The organism is Pseudomonas sp. GW822-FHT07A10 (assembly GCF_058798795.1).
In genome coordinates this window covers 24,604-40,268 of the sequence record NZ_JBXAKV010000022.1, presented here as the reverse complement: position 1 = coordinate 40,268, position 15,665 = coordinate 24,604, and the positions used below count along the sequence as shown (strand labels likewise).

General features: G+C 59.1%; 11 protein-coding genes. 3 read left to right on the top strand and 8 right to left on the bottom strand.

What is annotated here, in order from left to right; all coding sequences use genetic code 11:
• Positions 1-4: 4 nt before the first annotated feature.
• The 5 genes from AC1RL4_RS27095 to AC1RL4_RS27075 form a co-directional block, all read right to left on the bottom strand.
• A complete protein-coding gene (locus AC1RL4_RS27095; protein ID WP_230174700.1) occupies positions 5-2,269 on the bottom strand; it encodes a hypothetical protein in 2,265 nt (754 codons plus the stop codon).
• Between the two features lie 208 nt (positions 2,270-2,477).
• Complete coding sequence (locus AC1RL4_RS27090; RefSeq protein ID WP_096480920.1) at positions 2,478-2,846, bottom strand: DUF6124 family protein; 369 nt, start codon at positions 2,844-2,846, stop codon at positions 2,478-2,480.
• A 467-nt stretch (positions 2,847-3,313) separates the two neighbouring features.
• Positions 3,314-4,660 (bottom strand): ATP-binding protein, encoded by a 1,347-nt coding sequence (locus AC1RL4_RS27085; protein ID WP_028938901.1) that lies wholly within the window; start codon positions 4,658-4,660, stop codon positions 3,314-3,316.
• Positions 4,657-5,334 carry a response regulator transcription factor gene (locus tag AC1RL4_RS27080; protein ID WP_192379480.1) on the bottom strand — a complete coding sequence of 226 codons (678 nt, stop codon included), beginning with the start codon at positions 5,332-5,334 and terminating at the stop codon, positions 4,657-4,659. Before AC1RL4_RS27080 ends, AC1RL4_RS27085 begins: the two co-directional genes overlap by 4 nt.
• 92 nt (positions 5,335-5,426) lie before the next feature.
• The gene (locus tag AC1RL4_RS27075) at positions 5,427-6,029 is read right to left on the bottom strand and encodes a porin family protein (RefSeq protein WP_230174702.1); all 603 of its coding nucleotides are present in this window, start codon (positions 6,027-6,029) and stop codon (positions 5,427-5,429) included.
• A gap of 147 nt (positions 6,030-6,176) precedes the next feature.
• On the opposite strand from AC1RL4_RS27075, the gene AC1RL4_RS27070 reads away from it, so the two are divergent.
• Positions 6,177-6,968, top strand: coding sequence for a dienelactone hydrolase family protein (locus tag AC1RL4_RS27070; RefSeq protein ID WP_019581239.1), 792 nt, complete (start codon positions 6,177-6,179; stop codon positions 6,966-6,968).
• Between the two features lie 198 nt (positions 6,969-7,166).
• A complete protein-coding gene (locus tag AC1RL4_RS27065; RefSeq protein ID WP_196808860.1) occupies positions 7,167-7,892 on the top strand; it encodes a 4'-phosphopantetheinyl transferase family protein in 726 nt (241 codons plus the stop codon).
• Positions 7,893-7,915: 23 nt separating this feature from the next.
• Here AC1RL4_RS27065 and AC1RL4_RS27060 read toward each other — a convergent pair whose 3' ends face one another.
• Positions 7,916-9,526, bottom strand: a complete 1,611-nt coding sequence (locus AC1RL4_RS27060; RefSeq protein ID WP_019581241.1) for an ATP-binding protein — start codon at positions 9,524-9,526, stop codon at positions 7,916-7,918.
• Positions 9,523-10,236, bottom strand: coding sequence for a response regulator (locus tag AC1RL4_RS27055; RefSeq protein ID WP_019650367.1), 714 nt, complete (start codon positions 10,234-10,236; stop codon positions 9,523-9,525). The genes AC1RL4_RS27060 and AC1RL4_RS27055 overlap by 4 nt, the downstream gene beginning before the upstream one ends.
• Before the next feature lie 736 nt (positions 10,237-10,972).
• Here AC1RL4_RS27055 and AC1RL4_RS27050 point away from each other — a divergent pair.
• A complete protein-coding gene (locus AC1RL4_RS27050) occupies positions 10,973-13,867 on the top strand; it encodes a ribonucleoside-diphosphate reductase subunit alpha (protein WP_028938897.1) in 2,895 nt (964 codons plus the stop codon).
• Positions 13,868-14,160: 293 nt separating this feature from the next.
• Here AC1RL4_RS27050 and AC1RL4_RS27045 read toward each other — a convergent pair.
• The coding region (locus tag AC1RL4_RS27045; protein ID WP_493120550.1) for a calcium-binding protein at positions 14,161-15,665 on the bottom strand (1,505 nt) is incomplete at its 5' end.

Here is a 15,665-nt window from a genome sequence, read left to right as displayed (position 1 = left end):
TCCCCTACTTCAATTCAATTCTGTCGACGTACATGTCATTTCCATTAGAAATAGTGAATGACTTTATTCTGCTGTTGCCCGGCGCATTGAAACTGACGTAGGCGGATTGGTAGAGGGTTGTAAAAGTTAATGGCCTCGTACCAATGACATGGCCTCGTTCATTCATAAAAACGACTGCATTGTTTTCGTGCAACTGGTGCGAATCGAACATAAAGCTGACATGCGTGGCTAAACCAGGAAGGGTAATCTCAACCGTTCCAAGCATGTTCAGTGTGACTCTGCCAAGTAACGGCGTGTAGTTTATGTTGGTGGTATGAACATCCGTCAAATGAACAATTCCGCCTAGTGACTTTAGCGTTATCCCACTCGCAAAGGTATGTGCGGAGCCGGGTTTGAAATCAATCAGGCGTGAACTGTCGAAATCTTCATAGCCGACATACGATCGAAGGCTGACGATGTAGTTAACGTCCTTGAAGACAACGGTACGACCGCCGACTGTTACCTCGACCTTGACTGTTATTTCGGCATTATCGAATAAAGCATCGAACCATGGACGCGATATTGCCTGGGTCAAACCGTTTGTCACGTCCTGTTCTGTTATACGGTAGTTCCGCAAAACCGGAAGCGGTGCATGATTTCTATCCACGACCGTTACATTAATACTATGCCCGATCGCTATAAATACCCATGGGAGAAGTCGGAAGGTAGCGTCGCCAACAAAATCATCGAGATTCAGTCCACCCGTCTTCGCCTGCAGAATTTCCGCTACCGGCAAACGGGCATCGCCGTCCTCAATCCGTAAAACAGTCACCAGCAACGACCCTGACCGGGCAATCTCCTTGCCGCCCCGAATCAACACCCAGCGAAACCTCAGTTGGCTCCCTTGCCGCTCCGCAAGAAATGCCTGGGTCAGGACGGTGTTCGTCCGCTTGTTCGTGTTGAAAGCCACCGCTGGAAATGGCATGGCACCGGTCGGCGGGTTGATTTCGATCAACTGAGCCTTGTCACCGGCACGGGCGTCCAGATACTCGACGCGCAGGGTGGCCAGCTCGAAAGGATCGAGGGACCTGGCAGTGCCGACCAGCGTTGGAGGATTCAGTTTGATCGCGCCTTCGCCAATGACCTGCGCCTCGGCCACTTTGGAAACACCAATGACCTTGCCTCCCCTGATCTGCTCATAAGTCACAGACACCTGGCTATCCAGAAGAATCTTGGCCACCGGTACCGGTAATTTTTGAATAAAAGGCAGTCGATTGACCGTGCCTTCTGCACTGTGCCTCACCACCGACCCAGTCTCTGGCGTACATGCGTAACTCACTCGAACGATATCGCCGGCCATCCAGAGTGGCGAAAACACATGGACCAGCACGTACAGAAAGTCCTTCACCTTGCCCAGATCAATGGTGCTCGGGTCATCAGAGGGATCATCCGGGTTCTCGCTCAGATCCGGAGCCGTCAGCGTGACGCGCTCCGTATCGACATTGGCCTTGATCGCGCGCGACCAACGCCGCTTGTCGGTCGGGTTGTTCACCTGGGAAACCACGGTGTAGGAGATCGCAAACTCCGGGTGACTAGCGGCCAGTTCGAACATCGCCCGCGTGATGACGATCACGTACGGTTTGCCTTCCTCACCGGGCTGCACCGTGAAGGTGAAACGCTCGCGATTAAGCTCCAGGGTGATGACGTCATAGGCGTTCATGAACGGATAGCGCAACGTGAGACGTACGCCTTTATCCACCTCGTCCTTGCCGATCTGAGGCGGATTGCCCAGTTCGGGCGGCAGGCTGATGTCCAGATGGGGATGATCCCCTGTACCGGGAACGTCATTCCCGCCGGGAAGGTCGCGGTGGTAGAGCGCCCATGACTCGGTTGATGGGCCGCTGTTGCCGCTGGTGTCTTCCACCTCGTAAGTGAAAGCATGCACGCCGTCATTCAGCAGCGACTGGTAGACGTTGAAAATCACAGGATTGTTCTGATCGGCCGGGGCCACCGGTTTGCGCTCGATCAACTGCGGCTGCGTATCCCGAGGCCCCTTCACGTACAGCGCAATGTTGAGATACCCCCCACCCAATGGCGGATCGACCACAGCCTGAACCGCCCCTTCCCGACTGCCGTCCCTTTTGACAACCACCTTGAAACTGGACTGCGGGAGGCCCTCCACCGGCACCCCGGCGGGTGGAGCAGGCATGACTATGACGCCTGGTGTAGCACCCGCAAATTTCACCGGAGCATTAACCAGCACACCAGGGTTTGTTTGATTGGCCGTCATGGGACACCTCTAGTCGTCGACAGGGGCCGCGAGCGCGACCGGATCAGCACAATCAGACACTTGAGCAAAGCCCATGACTACTGTCAGAAATAACAGGTAGAGACCGTATTAAGACGAACGGTCGACAAGTGGGGGGGCATTGGTTGATCTTTTAAGCCCAAAAAACGGCCCGCGAAGGCCGTTTCCTGAGAGGAGTAAATACCGTCGACTAGCCAGCGGTATTCTGCGGATCGAGGTTATCCAGCACCCGATTCACCGCCAGCTCGCCGAGCATGACCACCGATTGAATCCCCAACATCATGTTGCGATGTGGCATGTCCATCAACCCGGCGAACTCACTGAGCATCACGCTGGCTGATGCCAGGGATTCGCAGGCGTTGACCAGCAGGGTTTCGTTATCGACCTTCGCACCCACATGGTAAATGGTGCTGGGTTTGCGCTTGGTGTCTTTGGGAGTGGGCGGTTTGAGGTAATGATCGAGGGCGCGGTCGGCGGCTTCGTGGAGCTTTTTGGAATCGAGGGATTCGTACGGGGAGACGTCGTCGGGTGCTGGTGGATTAGGTGTTGGTTTGAACATGGATAAAGCCTCCTAGAGTCATGGAGCCGCCACTGTTCGCTGCGAGACGAAAGAAGGTGGCAGCTATACGCGGGTCGCAGACCGAGACTCTAGAACCGGCAGACCCGAAGGTCTCCCACGTACAGCCGCCATAACATGAACGGAGGATGTTGTGCGTCTAGAGATACACGGGCTGCGAGACCCGATCGCTGATTCGTCAACGACAGGGAAACGATATAGCCCACGCCACAGGCGCACTAGCCGGCGGATTCTGGCGTAGTCGTAGGCAACGGCGCAAGGATGTGTAGCCTGAGTGAGTATCTGGAGATGTCGTTTAAACAGTGCTTGTTTAGCGGTCTGACACCGAGCCTTTGATCGTTCCCACGCTCTGCGTGGGGATGCCTCAACGGACGCTCCGCGTTCGGCTTTAGAGGGTGGGACGCGGAGCGTCCCGGGCTGCATTCCCACGCAGAGCGTGGGAACGATCGTTAAACCACCGGAAAATGAATCCGGAACGCCGCCCCGCCCATCGGCGAATCCCCCAGCGTCAACTTGGCGCTGTAGCTTTCGATGATGTCCTTGACCACCGCCAAGCCAATCCCCTGCCCCGGATGCTGGCGGTCCAGCCGCTCGCCGCGCTCGAGAATTCGCGCGCGTTGGTCCGGTGGTACACCGGGGCCATCGTCTTCAATGCAAAGCTCAATGCCACTGAGGGTTTCGCGCACGCTGATGCGTACTTCGTTCAGGCACAGGCGATAGGCGTTTTCCAGCAGGTTGCCCATCATTTCCAGCAAGGCGCCCTGCTCGATCGGCACGTAGCACTGCTCCGGCAGATCGAAGACGACCCGCACGCGTTTGTCGCGGTAGACCTTGTCCAGGGTGTCGCAGAGGCTTTGCAGCACCGGGCGCAGGCGCACCTGATGGCGCACCAGGCCGCTTTTGCGCAGGCTGGCCCGTTGCAGTTGATAGCTGATCTGCTGGCTCATGCGCTCGATCTGGGTTTGCAGCACCCAAGCCTGATCGCGCTCTTGCGGCTTTTGCGCCATGTCTTCGCTGACCCCTTGCAACACCGCCAGCGGAGTTTTCAGGCTGTGGGCCAGGTCGTCGAGAGAGTCGCGATAACGGCTGCGCTGTTCACGCTCGCTGTGCAGCAAACGGTTGAGCGAGCCGGTCAGGCGCAGCAGTTCGCGCGGGTGTTGTTCGCTGAGGCTTTCGCGGGTGCCGCTTTCGATCTGGTCCAGCTCCTGGCTCAGGCGGCTCAACGCCTGCAAGCCCCAGGTCAGGCCAACCCAGAGCAAAACGAGCAACACCAGCAATGCGGCACCGAAGCCCAGATAGAGGTTTTCCCGCAGGCCTTCGAGGGTGGCTTCGTATTCGCGCACCGGTTGCAGCGCGACGATGCTGAACGCCGCGCTTTTGCCGCCGAGCAGTTTGACCTCGACGTCATAGACGAAAAACTCTTCACCATTGGCCTCGCGAATCCTCGCGAACTCGTTGCCGCGTCCGTCGTAACGCGGCTTGTAGTTGATGTTCTCTTCCTGGGTGGCCTTCGAGCGCCAGACCAGGTGACCTTCGCGGTCATAGATGTAGCCGAGCAATCGGCTGTCGGCGAGGTTGAAACGCTCATCGGGCAACTGCGCCGGCATCTGCAAGCGGTTGTTATCCACCCGGGCGGCGGAGATCAGCGTGGTGACGTCCGACGCCAGGCGCTGCTCGATGGAGTCCTGCAACGCCAGGCTGAACGCGCCCTGCATCGCCGGCAGTAACGCCAGCATGAACAATACCGCCAGGGTGGTGGCGGCGAGCATCAAGCGGACACGAAGGGAACGAATCAAGTGCAGCGCTCATTGAACAGGTAACCGAGACCACGCACGGTATCGATCGGCTTGAACCCGGACGGGCCTTCGAGTTTGCGACGCAAGCGGCCGACCAGCACTTCGATCACATTCGGATCGCGTTCGTCGTCATCCGGGTAGAGCTGCTCCATCAAGCGGTCCTTGGCCACCACTTGCTGGTGATGGCGCATCAGGTATTCGAGGATCCGGTATTCGTAGGCGGTCAGCGCCAGCGGCTGGTCATCGAGGGACGCCTGTTTGCGATTGAGGTCCAGCAGCAAGGGACCGGCGACGATGGTCGACTGGGTGAAACCGCTGGAGCGACGCAGCAAGGCATTGAGCCGGGCGTCCAGCTCTTCGAACTGGAACGGCTTGACCACGTAGTCGTCGGCACCGGCGGCGAGGCCTTCGACCTTGTCTTGCCAGTTGCCGCGCGCGGTGAGGATCAGGATCGGAAACGTCTTGCCTTGGGAGCGCAGCTGACGAATCAGGTCGAGCCCGCCCATACCCGGCAGACCGAGGTCGATCACCGCCAGGTCATGGTTGAACTGCTCGGCCTGATGCAACGCATCGATGGCGTTGGCCACGGCCTCGACCACGTGGCCGCTGTCCGTCAAACGGGTCTGCAGGTGATGGCGCAACAGCGCTTCATCTTCGACAACCAGCAATTTCATAAGGCTCTCCGGGGCAAATCAACATCTCCAAAGGTCAGTTAAGCCTGCTCCCATAGGTTGCGAGGCTTAACTGACTGGCAACCAAACGCTGTTTAGAAAGCGTAGTTGGCGGACAAGTACGTCTGGGCGCTGCTGGTCAAGTCCAGCGAACCCTGTTTGCTGCCGCCGCGCTCGCTCATCTCGGTGCTGGCGTTGCTACGCAGGTAACGGTAACCCAGCTCGACCGAGGTGTTTTGCGTAACTTGCTGCAACACGCCGACCTGGCCGCCAATGGCGTAACCGATGTCGCTGTCGCGGCTGAAGCCTGGCGATTCCTGGGTCATTTTGGTCAAACCGGCCGTGGCACCGCCGAACAGTTTGGTGCTGCCACCCACTGGGTAAAACAGATCGTAGCTGCCCAGCAGGTTTTCCTGACGCAGTTTAATGCCATTATGCGAGCCCGACACGTTGTCGTAAGTGGCGTAGTAGCGACCCTGGCTGTCTTGCTGGCCCACACGCAAACCCCAGGTGTTGTCCTTGCCGATCACACCGTCGGCGTTAGGGTGGTTGAGGTTGTCGTTCAGGGCACTGGATTTTTTAATCTTGTCGCTGGTCTGGCCAAAGGTCAGGCCGGCAAAATTGGTGGTGTCGGCGTGGGCGGCAACACTGGCGCCCATCACGGTGAAAGCCAGGAGCAGTTTTTTCAAAGTAGTCATTGGGGAACTTCCTCATGCGCTATGTGCTTTTTGGGTACGGGGCAAGGTTACTGACCTCACCCTGTACAGCCCCTGAACGCACTCTGAACCTGAGCTGAATCAAATCGACTACGCTGTCTTGACGTTTGTTTATAAGGAGATTCAGCCATGCGTGTGTTGCTCGCCCTTGTATTGCTGGCCGTGAGCGGGCTCAGCCAGGCCGCCATCAAGACCCAGGAAATTCCCTATCAGAGTGCCGATGGCACCAAGCTGATTGGCTATTACGCCTACGACGACGCCATTAAAGGTCCGCGTCCGGGTGTGGTGGTGGTACATGAATGGTGGGGGCTCAACGACTACGCCAAGCGACGCGCCCGCGATCTGGCCGGCCTGGGCTACAGCGCGCTGGCGATCGACATGTATGGCGACGGCAAGAACACCGAACACCCCAAGGACGCCATGGCGTTCATGCAAGCCGCGACGAAGGACAGCGCAGCAGCCAGCGCGCGGTTTCAGGCCGGGCTCGATTTGCTGAAGAAACAGCCACAGACCGATCCGGCCAAACTGGCGGCCATCGGCTATTGCTTCGGCGGCGCAGTGGTGCTGAATGCCGCACGCCAGGGCTTGCCGCTGGCGGGCGTGGTGAGTTTCCACGGTGCACTGGCGACCAATACGCCGGCGGCGCCTGGCAGTGTGAAAGCGAAAATCCTGGTGGAGCATGGCGCGCAGGACAGCATGGTCACGGCGGATAATGTGGCGGCGTTCAAGGCGGAAATGGACAAGGCCGGTGCCGACTATAAATTTGTCAGCCTCGAAGGCGCCAAGCATGGGTTCAGCAACCCTGATGCGGATCGTCTGAGCCACGGCGATCATGGCGGGCCGGACATTGGTTACAACAAGGCCGCCGATGAGAAATCGTGGGCGGACATGCAGGCGTTTTTCAAGAAGATCTTTGGCTGATCAGATAGACCTCTGTGGCGAGGGGGCTTGCCCCCGTTGGGCTGCGAAGCAGCCCCAAAACCTGCAATCGCATGTCCGCAGACACACTACGTTGACCGGGTTTACGACTGCTTCGCAGCCGAACGGGGGCAAGCCCCCTCGCCACAAAAGCCCTGCTGCCACTACCCAGCCATTGAGCTAAACGGCAAAATGCCCGTCATGAATCCCGTCCCCGCCCTACCCGCCTGCTGCACCCCGCTCGACGCCCATTGGCCGCTGCCGTTTGTGCTGCCCGATACGGTCCTGCTGGGCACTCACTTCGATACCAAGCAATTGGCCAGCGATGATTTCCAGCGCAGTGCCATCGAGCCGCCCGCGAGCATCCAGCGTTCGGTGGCCAAGCGTCAGGCCGAGTTTCTCGCCGGGCGGATTTGCGCTCGGGCCGCGTTGCAACAGCTGGAAGGGCTGAGCTTCATTCCGGCCATTGGTGAAGACCGCGCACCGGTGTGGCCAGCGCATATCACCGGTTCGATCACCCACAGCACCGGCCGGGCCGCGGCGATTGTCGCGAACAAGGTCCATTGGCGCGGCTTGGGAATGGACCTGGAAAACCTGCTCGACGCAGAACGGGCCGAACGCCTGGCCGGAGAGATTCTCACCGGGCCTGAGTTGCGGCGCATGGCCGCCGGGGCTCGCGATCAGTTGGCGATGGTGGTGACGCTGACGTTTTCGGTGAAGGAAAGCCTGTTCAAGGCGCTCTACCCGATCGTCCAAAAGCGCTTCTATTTCGAACACGCCGAAGTGCTGGAGTGGAGCGAGGGCGGTGAAGTGCGGTTGCGGTTGCTGACCGACCTGTCCAGTGAGTGGCGCAGCGGCACCGAACTGGACGCGCAGTTTGCGGTGATGGATGGGCAGTTGTTGAGTCTGGTCAGTATCAAGGCCTGAAGCCCCCTGTCACGCGCCCAACCTCAACGCCGCTCCTGATTCCTCGGCCAGCTCAAACTGAAACACGCCCCGCCCAGGCTTTTGCTCTTGCTGATCAGCGCTCGCCCGTCGTGCCAATGGATGATCCGCCGCACGATCGACAACCCCAGCCCATGCCCACCCGAGGCGCGGGTGCGGCTATCGTCGAGGCGCAGGAACGGGGTGAAGATTTTCTCCCACGCGGTTTCCGGCACGCCCGGCCCGTCATCCTCGACATCCACCCGACAGCGCTGCTGACCCACCTGATAGCTGACGGTCACCCGTGAATGGGCATGGCGCATGGCGTTGCTCACCAGATTCTGCAACGCCCGGTGCAGGTAACGCGGCTCGGCCTCGACCCAGGCACCATCGCAATCGGCGGCCGACAGGCACAAGCCGCGCTGTACCGTGACCTCGGCGCGCAACGGTGCCAACTCCTCGATCACCTGATTGACCAACGCATCCAGATCGATCCGCTGGAAATTCAGCGCCGGCGAGCCCTGCTCCAGCCGCGCATAAGTGAGCATCTCGTCGACCAGTCGATCGAGGTCTTCGATGTCGTGGTCCATCCCTTCGCGGTATTTCTCCAGCGCCTCAGGCGTGGTGGCCGAGCCGATCATCTCCAGGCCAAAACGCAGGCGCGCCACCGGTGTGCGCAATTCATGGGACACGGCACGCACCAGTTCTCGCTGAATCGCCAACAATTGCTGCAAGTGCTCGGCCATGCCGTTGAACGCCGAGGCCAGCCGCCCCACCGAGTCGGCGCCGCGTGCTGGTACGCGGGTTTCCAGGCTGCCCTTGGCAATGCGTGTGGCGGCAGCTTCGAGACCGCGCAAACGACGCTCCAGTTGCCGCACCAACAGATAGACAATCAAACCAATCAGGCTCAAGCCAAGCGCCGCGATCAGCACCAGCCACTCGGGCGGGTAAGGATTCATCTGATACAGCGGACCGATTTCCAGCACCCACGGTGTACCGACCATGCCGGCAAACACCCGGATCGAATCGCCGCCCTTGCCCAACGCCATCACCGTGTCGCCTTCTGACACGCGGCGGCTCTGGTCTTCGTCCATGTCGGCTTCATCGACCGTCACCAGCCGCAGATCGAAGCCGAAGCCCTTATCTTCCTTTAACTGCTCCAGACGCTTGGGCTGCTCGGCCACCGGGTAGCGCACCAGTTCATCGGCCAGCAGGTAAATGGTCGCCCGCGCCAGTTGCTCGCTGATCTGCTGGACTTCACCGGTGAGCACCAGTTGTTCCTTGTCGCTGACCAGACGATAAACCTTCGCCGCGTGCGGGCCGGTCTGCTCCACCAGTGCCTGACCGCGCAGTACGCGGGTACGCTGGGTCAGGTCGAGGTCAGTCTGGGGGAACGTCTTCAGCGCCAGTGGAATCCCGAGCAAGCGCTCCCACAACAGCAACGCCCGATGGCGCTCGGTTTCGTTCATCGGTTGCAGGTTATCGGCCATCAGCGAGAACGTGCCGTGGGCCAGGCGCTCGCGGTACTGCTCGCTGCGTACCTGATTAAGCAGGTGCAAGGCCAGCACACCGAGCACCGCCACCAGAATCAGCGCCGCGCACATGCCGCCATAAATACGCAGGAAGATCGAGTTCACAGGGTGCAGGCTTCCGGCACGAACAAATAGCCTTTGCTGCGGACGGTCTTGATCAGCCGCGGATGCTCCGGGTCATCGCCGATCTTGGGGCGGATGCGCGAGATGCGCACGTCGATGGAGCGGTCCTGGCCGTCATAACCGATACCGCGCAGCGCGGTGAATATTTCTTCGCGGGACAGGATTCGCCCGGCGTTGGCCACCAGCAGCCAGAGCAGATCGAACTCGGCGCTGGTCAATTCGATGCCTTTGTCATGCAGCCAGGCTTCGCGCAATGCGTTGTCCACCACTAGCGGGCCGAACTGCAGGCGCCGGAGTTTTTCCGGGGCCACCTCCGGGGCTTCGCTGCGGCGCAGCAGGGCTTGAATACGCGCGAGCAATAAACGTGGACGCACCGGTTTGCAGACGTAGTCGTCGGCGCCCAGGTCCAGGCCAAGAATCTGATCGGTGTCATCGGTGCGCGCGGTGAGCATCAGGATCGGCCCGTCATAGCGGTCGCGAATCTTGCGGCAAATGCTCAAGCCGTCTTCGCCGGGGAGCATCAGGTCGAGAATCACCAGGTCCGGCTTCTCCTTGATGATGCGTGCTGCGGCCAGGGCGCCATTACCCTCGATCGATACGCGCAGGCCATTGGCTTCCAGGTAATCGCGGGTCAGTTCGGCCAGACGCTGGTCGTCCTCGACAATCAATACCTGCCAGGCTTCTTGCTCCACGATGACCTCTGCTTGCCAACACCATCAATAGGAAGGATCCACCCGTCTTTTTGTAATGATTGGGGAGGATAAGAATGCATCTGCATGGGCCGATTGTATAAACGCCACACGTCTGGAACACAAGCCGGTAAATGCGTTCGGACACAACGGTTTTTTGTGATAGGGTTCGCGCCCTTAAAAATCCGGATGACTGTTTTCTGTCGCTGAAAATCAGTGAAAAATGGTCGGCTCCAGCTAGGTCGCGGCCTACACGCCTGTTCCCTCTTTCACACACAATTTACGCACAGGTTTATCCACAGGTAGTACGTTGCAACACCCTCCAAAACGCATTATCTTGTACCTCGGCGCAAAAAAAACCCTACATGTAGGGTTTTACGCCAAAAACCAAACACAAACCGGACACCGATTTCAAGCGCTTTTATTGCCTCTTTCCGGTTGAACCAAACGTATTTTCGAAAGACCAAACCGCGCGTGCGGATGGCTACTGTTTTTAAGCCCGAAACGGCGATAACGGTACGGGTGTTGCAGTCATTTACTGCAGCCCAAAACGGAATTCGGTTTCAGGCCCAAGGCGTGACACCAAAGACTTCGGCATGGAAGCGGCGCCCGATAGCCCCTTCCTGATCTGTCCCGAAGTTGGTATGCCCGGCCCCCGCCGGTTGTAGTGCTTCAGGACAGAACGGTGGGCACCGTGATGGTGCCCAAACAAACATAGAGAATGTGGAGATACCCCCCCATGCAAACCGACACAACTCGCGAGAACCCGCAGGGCACCTTGCCGCAGGCCACCGATTCGAATTCGGATCTGTCCGCCACCGCGCCTGGCCAACTGCGCGTGATCAAGCGTAACGGCACTGTCGTCCCTTACACCGATGACAAGATCACCGTCGCCATCACCAAAGCGTTTCTCGCAGTTGAGGGCGGCACCGCTGCCGCTTCGTCGCGAATCCACGACACCGTTGCCCGCCTGACCGAACAAGTCACCGCGACTTTCAAGCGTCGCATGCCTTCGGGCGGTACCATCCACATCGAAGAAATCCAGGACCAGGTCGAACTGGCCCTGATGCGTGCCGGCGAGCAGAAAGTCGCCCGCGACTATGTGATCTACCGTGACTCCCGCGCCAAAGAGCGCGCAGCGCACTCCCCTGCCGAAGAAGCCGTCAACGCTCACCCATCGATCCGCATCACCCGCGCCGATGGCAGCCTCGCGCCGCTGGACATGGGTCGTCTGAACACCATCGTTACCGAAGCGTGCGAAGGCCTGGAAGAAGTCGACGGCGAGCTGATCCAGCGCGAAACCCTGAAAAACCTGTACGACGGCGTGGCCCTGACCGACGTCAACACCGCTCTGGTGATGACCGCCCGTACGCTGGTCGAGCGTGAGCCGAACTACTCGTTCGTGACCGCCCGCCTGCTGATGGACACCCTGCGTGCCGAAGGCCTGGGCTTCCTCGGTGTCGCCGACAGCGCGACCCACCACGAAATGGTCGACCTGTACGCCAAGGCACTGCCGGCATACATCGCCAAAGGTATCGAATTCGAATTGCTGAACCCGGTTCTGGCGTCCTTCGACCTGGAAAAACTCGGCAAGGCGATCAACCACGAGCGCGATCAGCAGTTCACGTACCTGGGCCTGCAAACCCTGTACGACCGTTACTTCATCCACAAGGACGGTATCCGCTTCGAACTGCCACAGATTTTCTTCATGCGCGTGGCCATGGGCCTGGCGATCGAAGAGAAGCAGAAAGAAGACCGTGCGATCGAGTTCTACAACCTGTTGTCGTCCTTCGACTACATGTCCTCGACCCCGACCCTGTTCAACGCCGGTACCCTGCGTCCACAGCTGTCGAGCTGCTACCTGACCACCGTGCCGGATGACCTGTCGGGCATCTACCACGCGATCCACGACAACGCCATGTTGTCGAAATTCGCCGGCGGCCTGGGCAACGACTGGACCCCGGTTCGGGCGCTGGGTTCGTACATCAAGGGCACCAACGGCAAATCCCAGGGCGTCGTACCGTTCCTGAAAGTGGTGAACGACACCGCCGTCGCCGTTAACCAGGGTGGCAAGCGCAAAGGCGCTGTCTGTGCCTACCTGGAAACCTGGCACATGGACATCGAAGAGTTCATCGAACTGCGCAAGAACACCGGTGATGACCGTCGTCGTACCCACGACATGAACACCGCCAACTGGATCCCTGACCTGTTCATGAAGCGTGTCTTCGATGACGGCAAGTGGACCCTGTTCTCGCCGTCCGAAGTTCCGGATCTGCACGACCTGACCGGCAAGGCCTTCGAAGAGCGTTACGAGTACTACGAAGCCCTGACCGAGTACCCGGGCAAGGTCAAGCTGTTCAAGACCATCCAGGCCAAAGACCTGTGGCGCAAAATGCTGTCCATGCTGTTTGAAACCGGCCACCCATGGCTGACCTTCAAAGACCCGTGCAACCTGCGCAGCCCGCAGCAGCACGTGGGCGTGGTCCACAGCTCGAACCTGTGCACCGAGATCACCTTGAACACCAACAAGGACGAGATCGCCGTTTGCAACCTGGGCTCGATCAACCTGCCGAACCACATCGTCGACGGCAAGCTGGACACCGCCAAGCTGCAACGCACCGTGAACACCGCCGTGCGCATGCTCGATAACGTGATCGACATCAACTACTACTCGGTGCCGCAAGCGAAGAACTCCAACTTCAAGCACCGTCCGGTCGGTCTGGGCATCATGGGCTTCCAGGACGCTCTGTACCTGCAGCACATCCCTTACGGTTCCGACGCTGCCGTCGAATTCGCCGACAAGTCGATGGAAGCGGTCAGCTACTACGCGATCCAGGCTTCCTGCGACCTGGCTGACGAGCGTGGCGCCTACGAGACGTTCCAGGGTTCGCTGTGGTCCAAAGGCATTCTGCCGCTGGATTCGCAACAGATCCTGATCGAGCAGCGTGGCCAGAAGTACATCGACGTTGACCTGAACGAAACCCTGGACTGGGCACCGGTTCGCGCCCGTGTGCAGAAAGGCATTCGTAACTCCAACATCATGGCCATCGCACCGACCGCAACCATCGCCAACATCACCGGCGTGTCGCAGTCGATCGAACCGACCTACCAGAACCTCTATGTGAAATCGAACCTGTCGGGCGAATTCACCGTGATCAACCCGTACCTGGTTCGCGACCTGAAGGCTCGCGGTCTGTGGGACTCGGTCATGATCAACGACCTGAAGTACTACGACGGTTCGGTGCAGCAGATCGAGCGCATCCCGCAAGAACTCAAAGAGCTCTACGCGACTGCCTTCGAAGTGGACACCAAGTGGATCGTCGACGCCGCCAGCCGTCGTCAGAAGTGGATCGACCAGGCTCAGTCGCTGAACCTGTACATCGCCGGCGCTTCGGGCAAGAAGCTGGACGTGACCTACCGCATGGCTTGGTACCGTGGCCTGAAAACCACCTACTACCTCCGTGCCCTGGCCGCGACCAGCACCGAGAAGTCGACCATCAACACCGGTAAGCTGAACGCTGTTTCCAGCGGCGGCAACCACGGTGACGACTCGGTCCTGGCAGCCCCAGCCGGTCCAGCTCCAGTGCCGAAGGCTTGCGCCATCGACGAGCCGGATTGCGAAGCTTGCCAATAAGCTGAGCCGGTAGGCGCTCCAGGGCGCTTACCTGAAACCCCCGATGAGCCTCTGGCTGGTCGGGGGTTTTCTTTTGCCCCCAGAAAAGCAGGATCAAAAAATCGCAGCCTTCGGCAGCTCCTACACCGACATTGTGTACGCCAGTAGGAGCTGCCGAAGGCTGCGATCTTTTGATCTACCCTACCTGGAGAAATCCACGGCAAAAAAAAACGGCAAAGCCTGAAGCACAGGTTTTGCCGTTTGTGTTTTACAACCGCAGCCTCCATCGACATCCGGTGGAGGCTGTCACCGGGTTAAACCGGTATGGTGAAAGAGTCTCCGTTGTTGGTAATGAACGTCTCGATGGTGTTGGCCCCGGCATACCAGTCCTTCAGGAACACCCCGGAGTCCAGATTGCCGCTGGACAGGTCGGCGGCATTGAAGATGTAGGCACCCAGGTCGTTCTTGACCACCCGGACATCGCTGAGGCTCTGGATGTTTTTCAGGGTGACAGTATCCACACCGGTGGTACCGTCATCGAAAATTGCGACCATGGTTTTGGAGGAAACGAAGTACGCATCGCTACCCTCACCGCCATACCCGTCACCCGATGCGCTCAAATACAACTTATCGGCACCGGCACCGCCACGAAGTTCATAACCACGGCTCAACCCCATCAACGTGTCGTTCCCATCGCCCCCGTCAGCAATGCCCGACAGGACCGTGATGTTGTCATTCCCCGCTTCGCCGTAGAAGACCGAACCGACGTCATGGTTGTGACCGATGATGTAATCATCGCCATTACCGCCATAAATGGTGTCGGCCTGATCGGCACTTGAAGACGTTACCGCCAGCGCCCCCGTTACAGTGAAGCTGTCGCCGTACAGAATGTCATTGCCATCACCGCCATAAAGGGTGTCGTTACCGGCACCACCTTCCAGCATGTTGGCGTAGGCATTGCCGGTCAGCGTGTCATTGAAGGTAGAACCGACCAGGTTATCGATGTTGCTGAGCACATCGCCCTGAGCATCGCCCCCAGTGCCGGTGCCGGTCAGCAGATTGACCTGGACCGCATCGGAGCTGTTCACATACCAGGCAGCATCACCGCGACCCACGCCGGTCAAGACGTCCGCACCGCCGCCGCCCACAAAACTTTCGACCGCGCCGGCGCTGCCGGTAAAGGTGTCGTCGTAATTGGAGCCCAGGAACGCTTCGATGGAGGTGTAAACATCGCCTGCTGCAATTCCAGTCAGCACTGGCACACTCAAATCGAGGGTGACGCCGGAACCTTCGTTTGCAAAACTCAAGAAGTCGGTGCCTGCACCACCATCGATTCGGTCCGCACCATCCCCGCCGATGAAGATGTCAGAGAAGTTCGAGCCGCTGATCTGCTCAATGCTGTTGTAGGTATCACCCGCAGCAATGCTGGTATGAATACCGGTTTTGAGATTGATTGTCAGACCTGAAGCACTGTCGCTGTAGCTCACCGTGTCTGTACCGGCACCACCGATAAACTGGTCAGCACCGTCACCACCACGCAGGGTGTCATTACCCGCACCGCCAGTGATGATGTTGTCGCTGGCGTTACCGGTACCGATGAAATTGCCGGTGCCGACAAAGGTCAGGCGCTCGACATTGTTGGCCAGCACTTGCGTGTTGAGCTGGGTGCGCACTTCGTCGTCGCCGCCACCGGCCTGCTCGACGACCGTCGCACCCTGGTTGCTGATGACATACACGTCGTCGCCGGCGCCACCTTCCAGGATATGGATCGGGTTGTAGCCAGTCAGCGTGTCGTTGAACGCCGAGCCCACTACCCGCT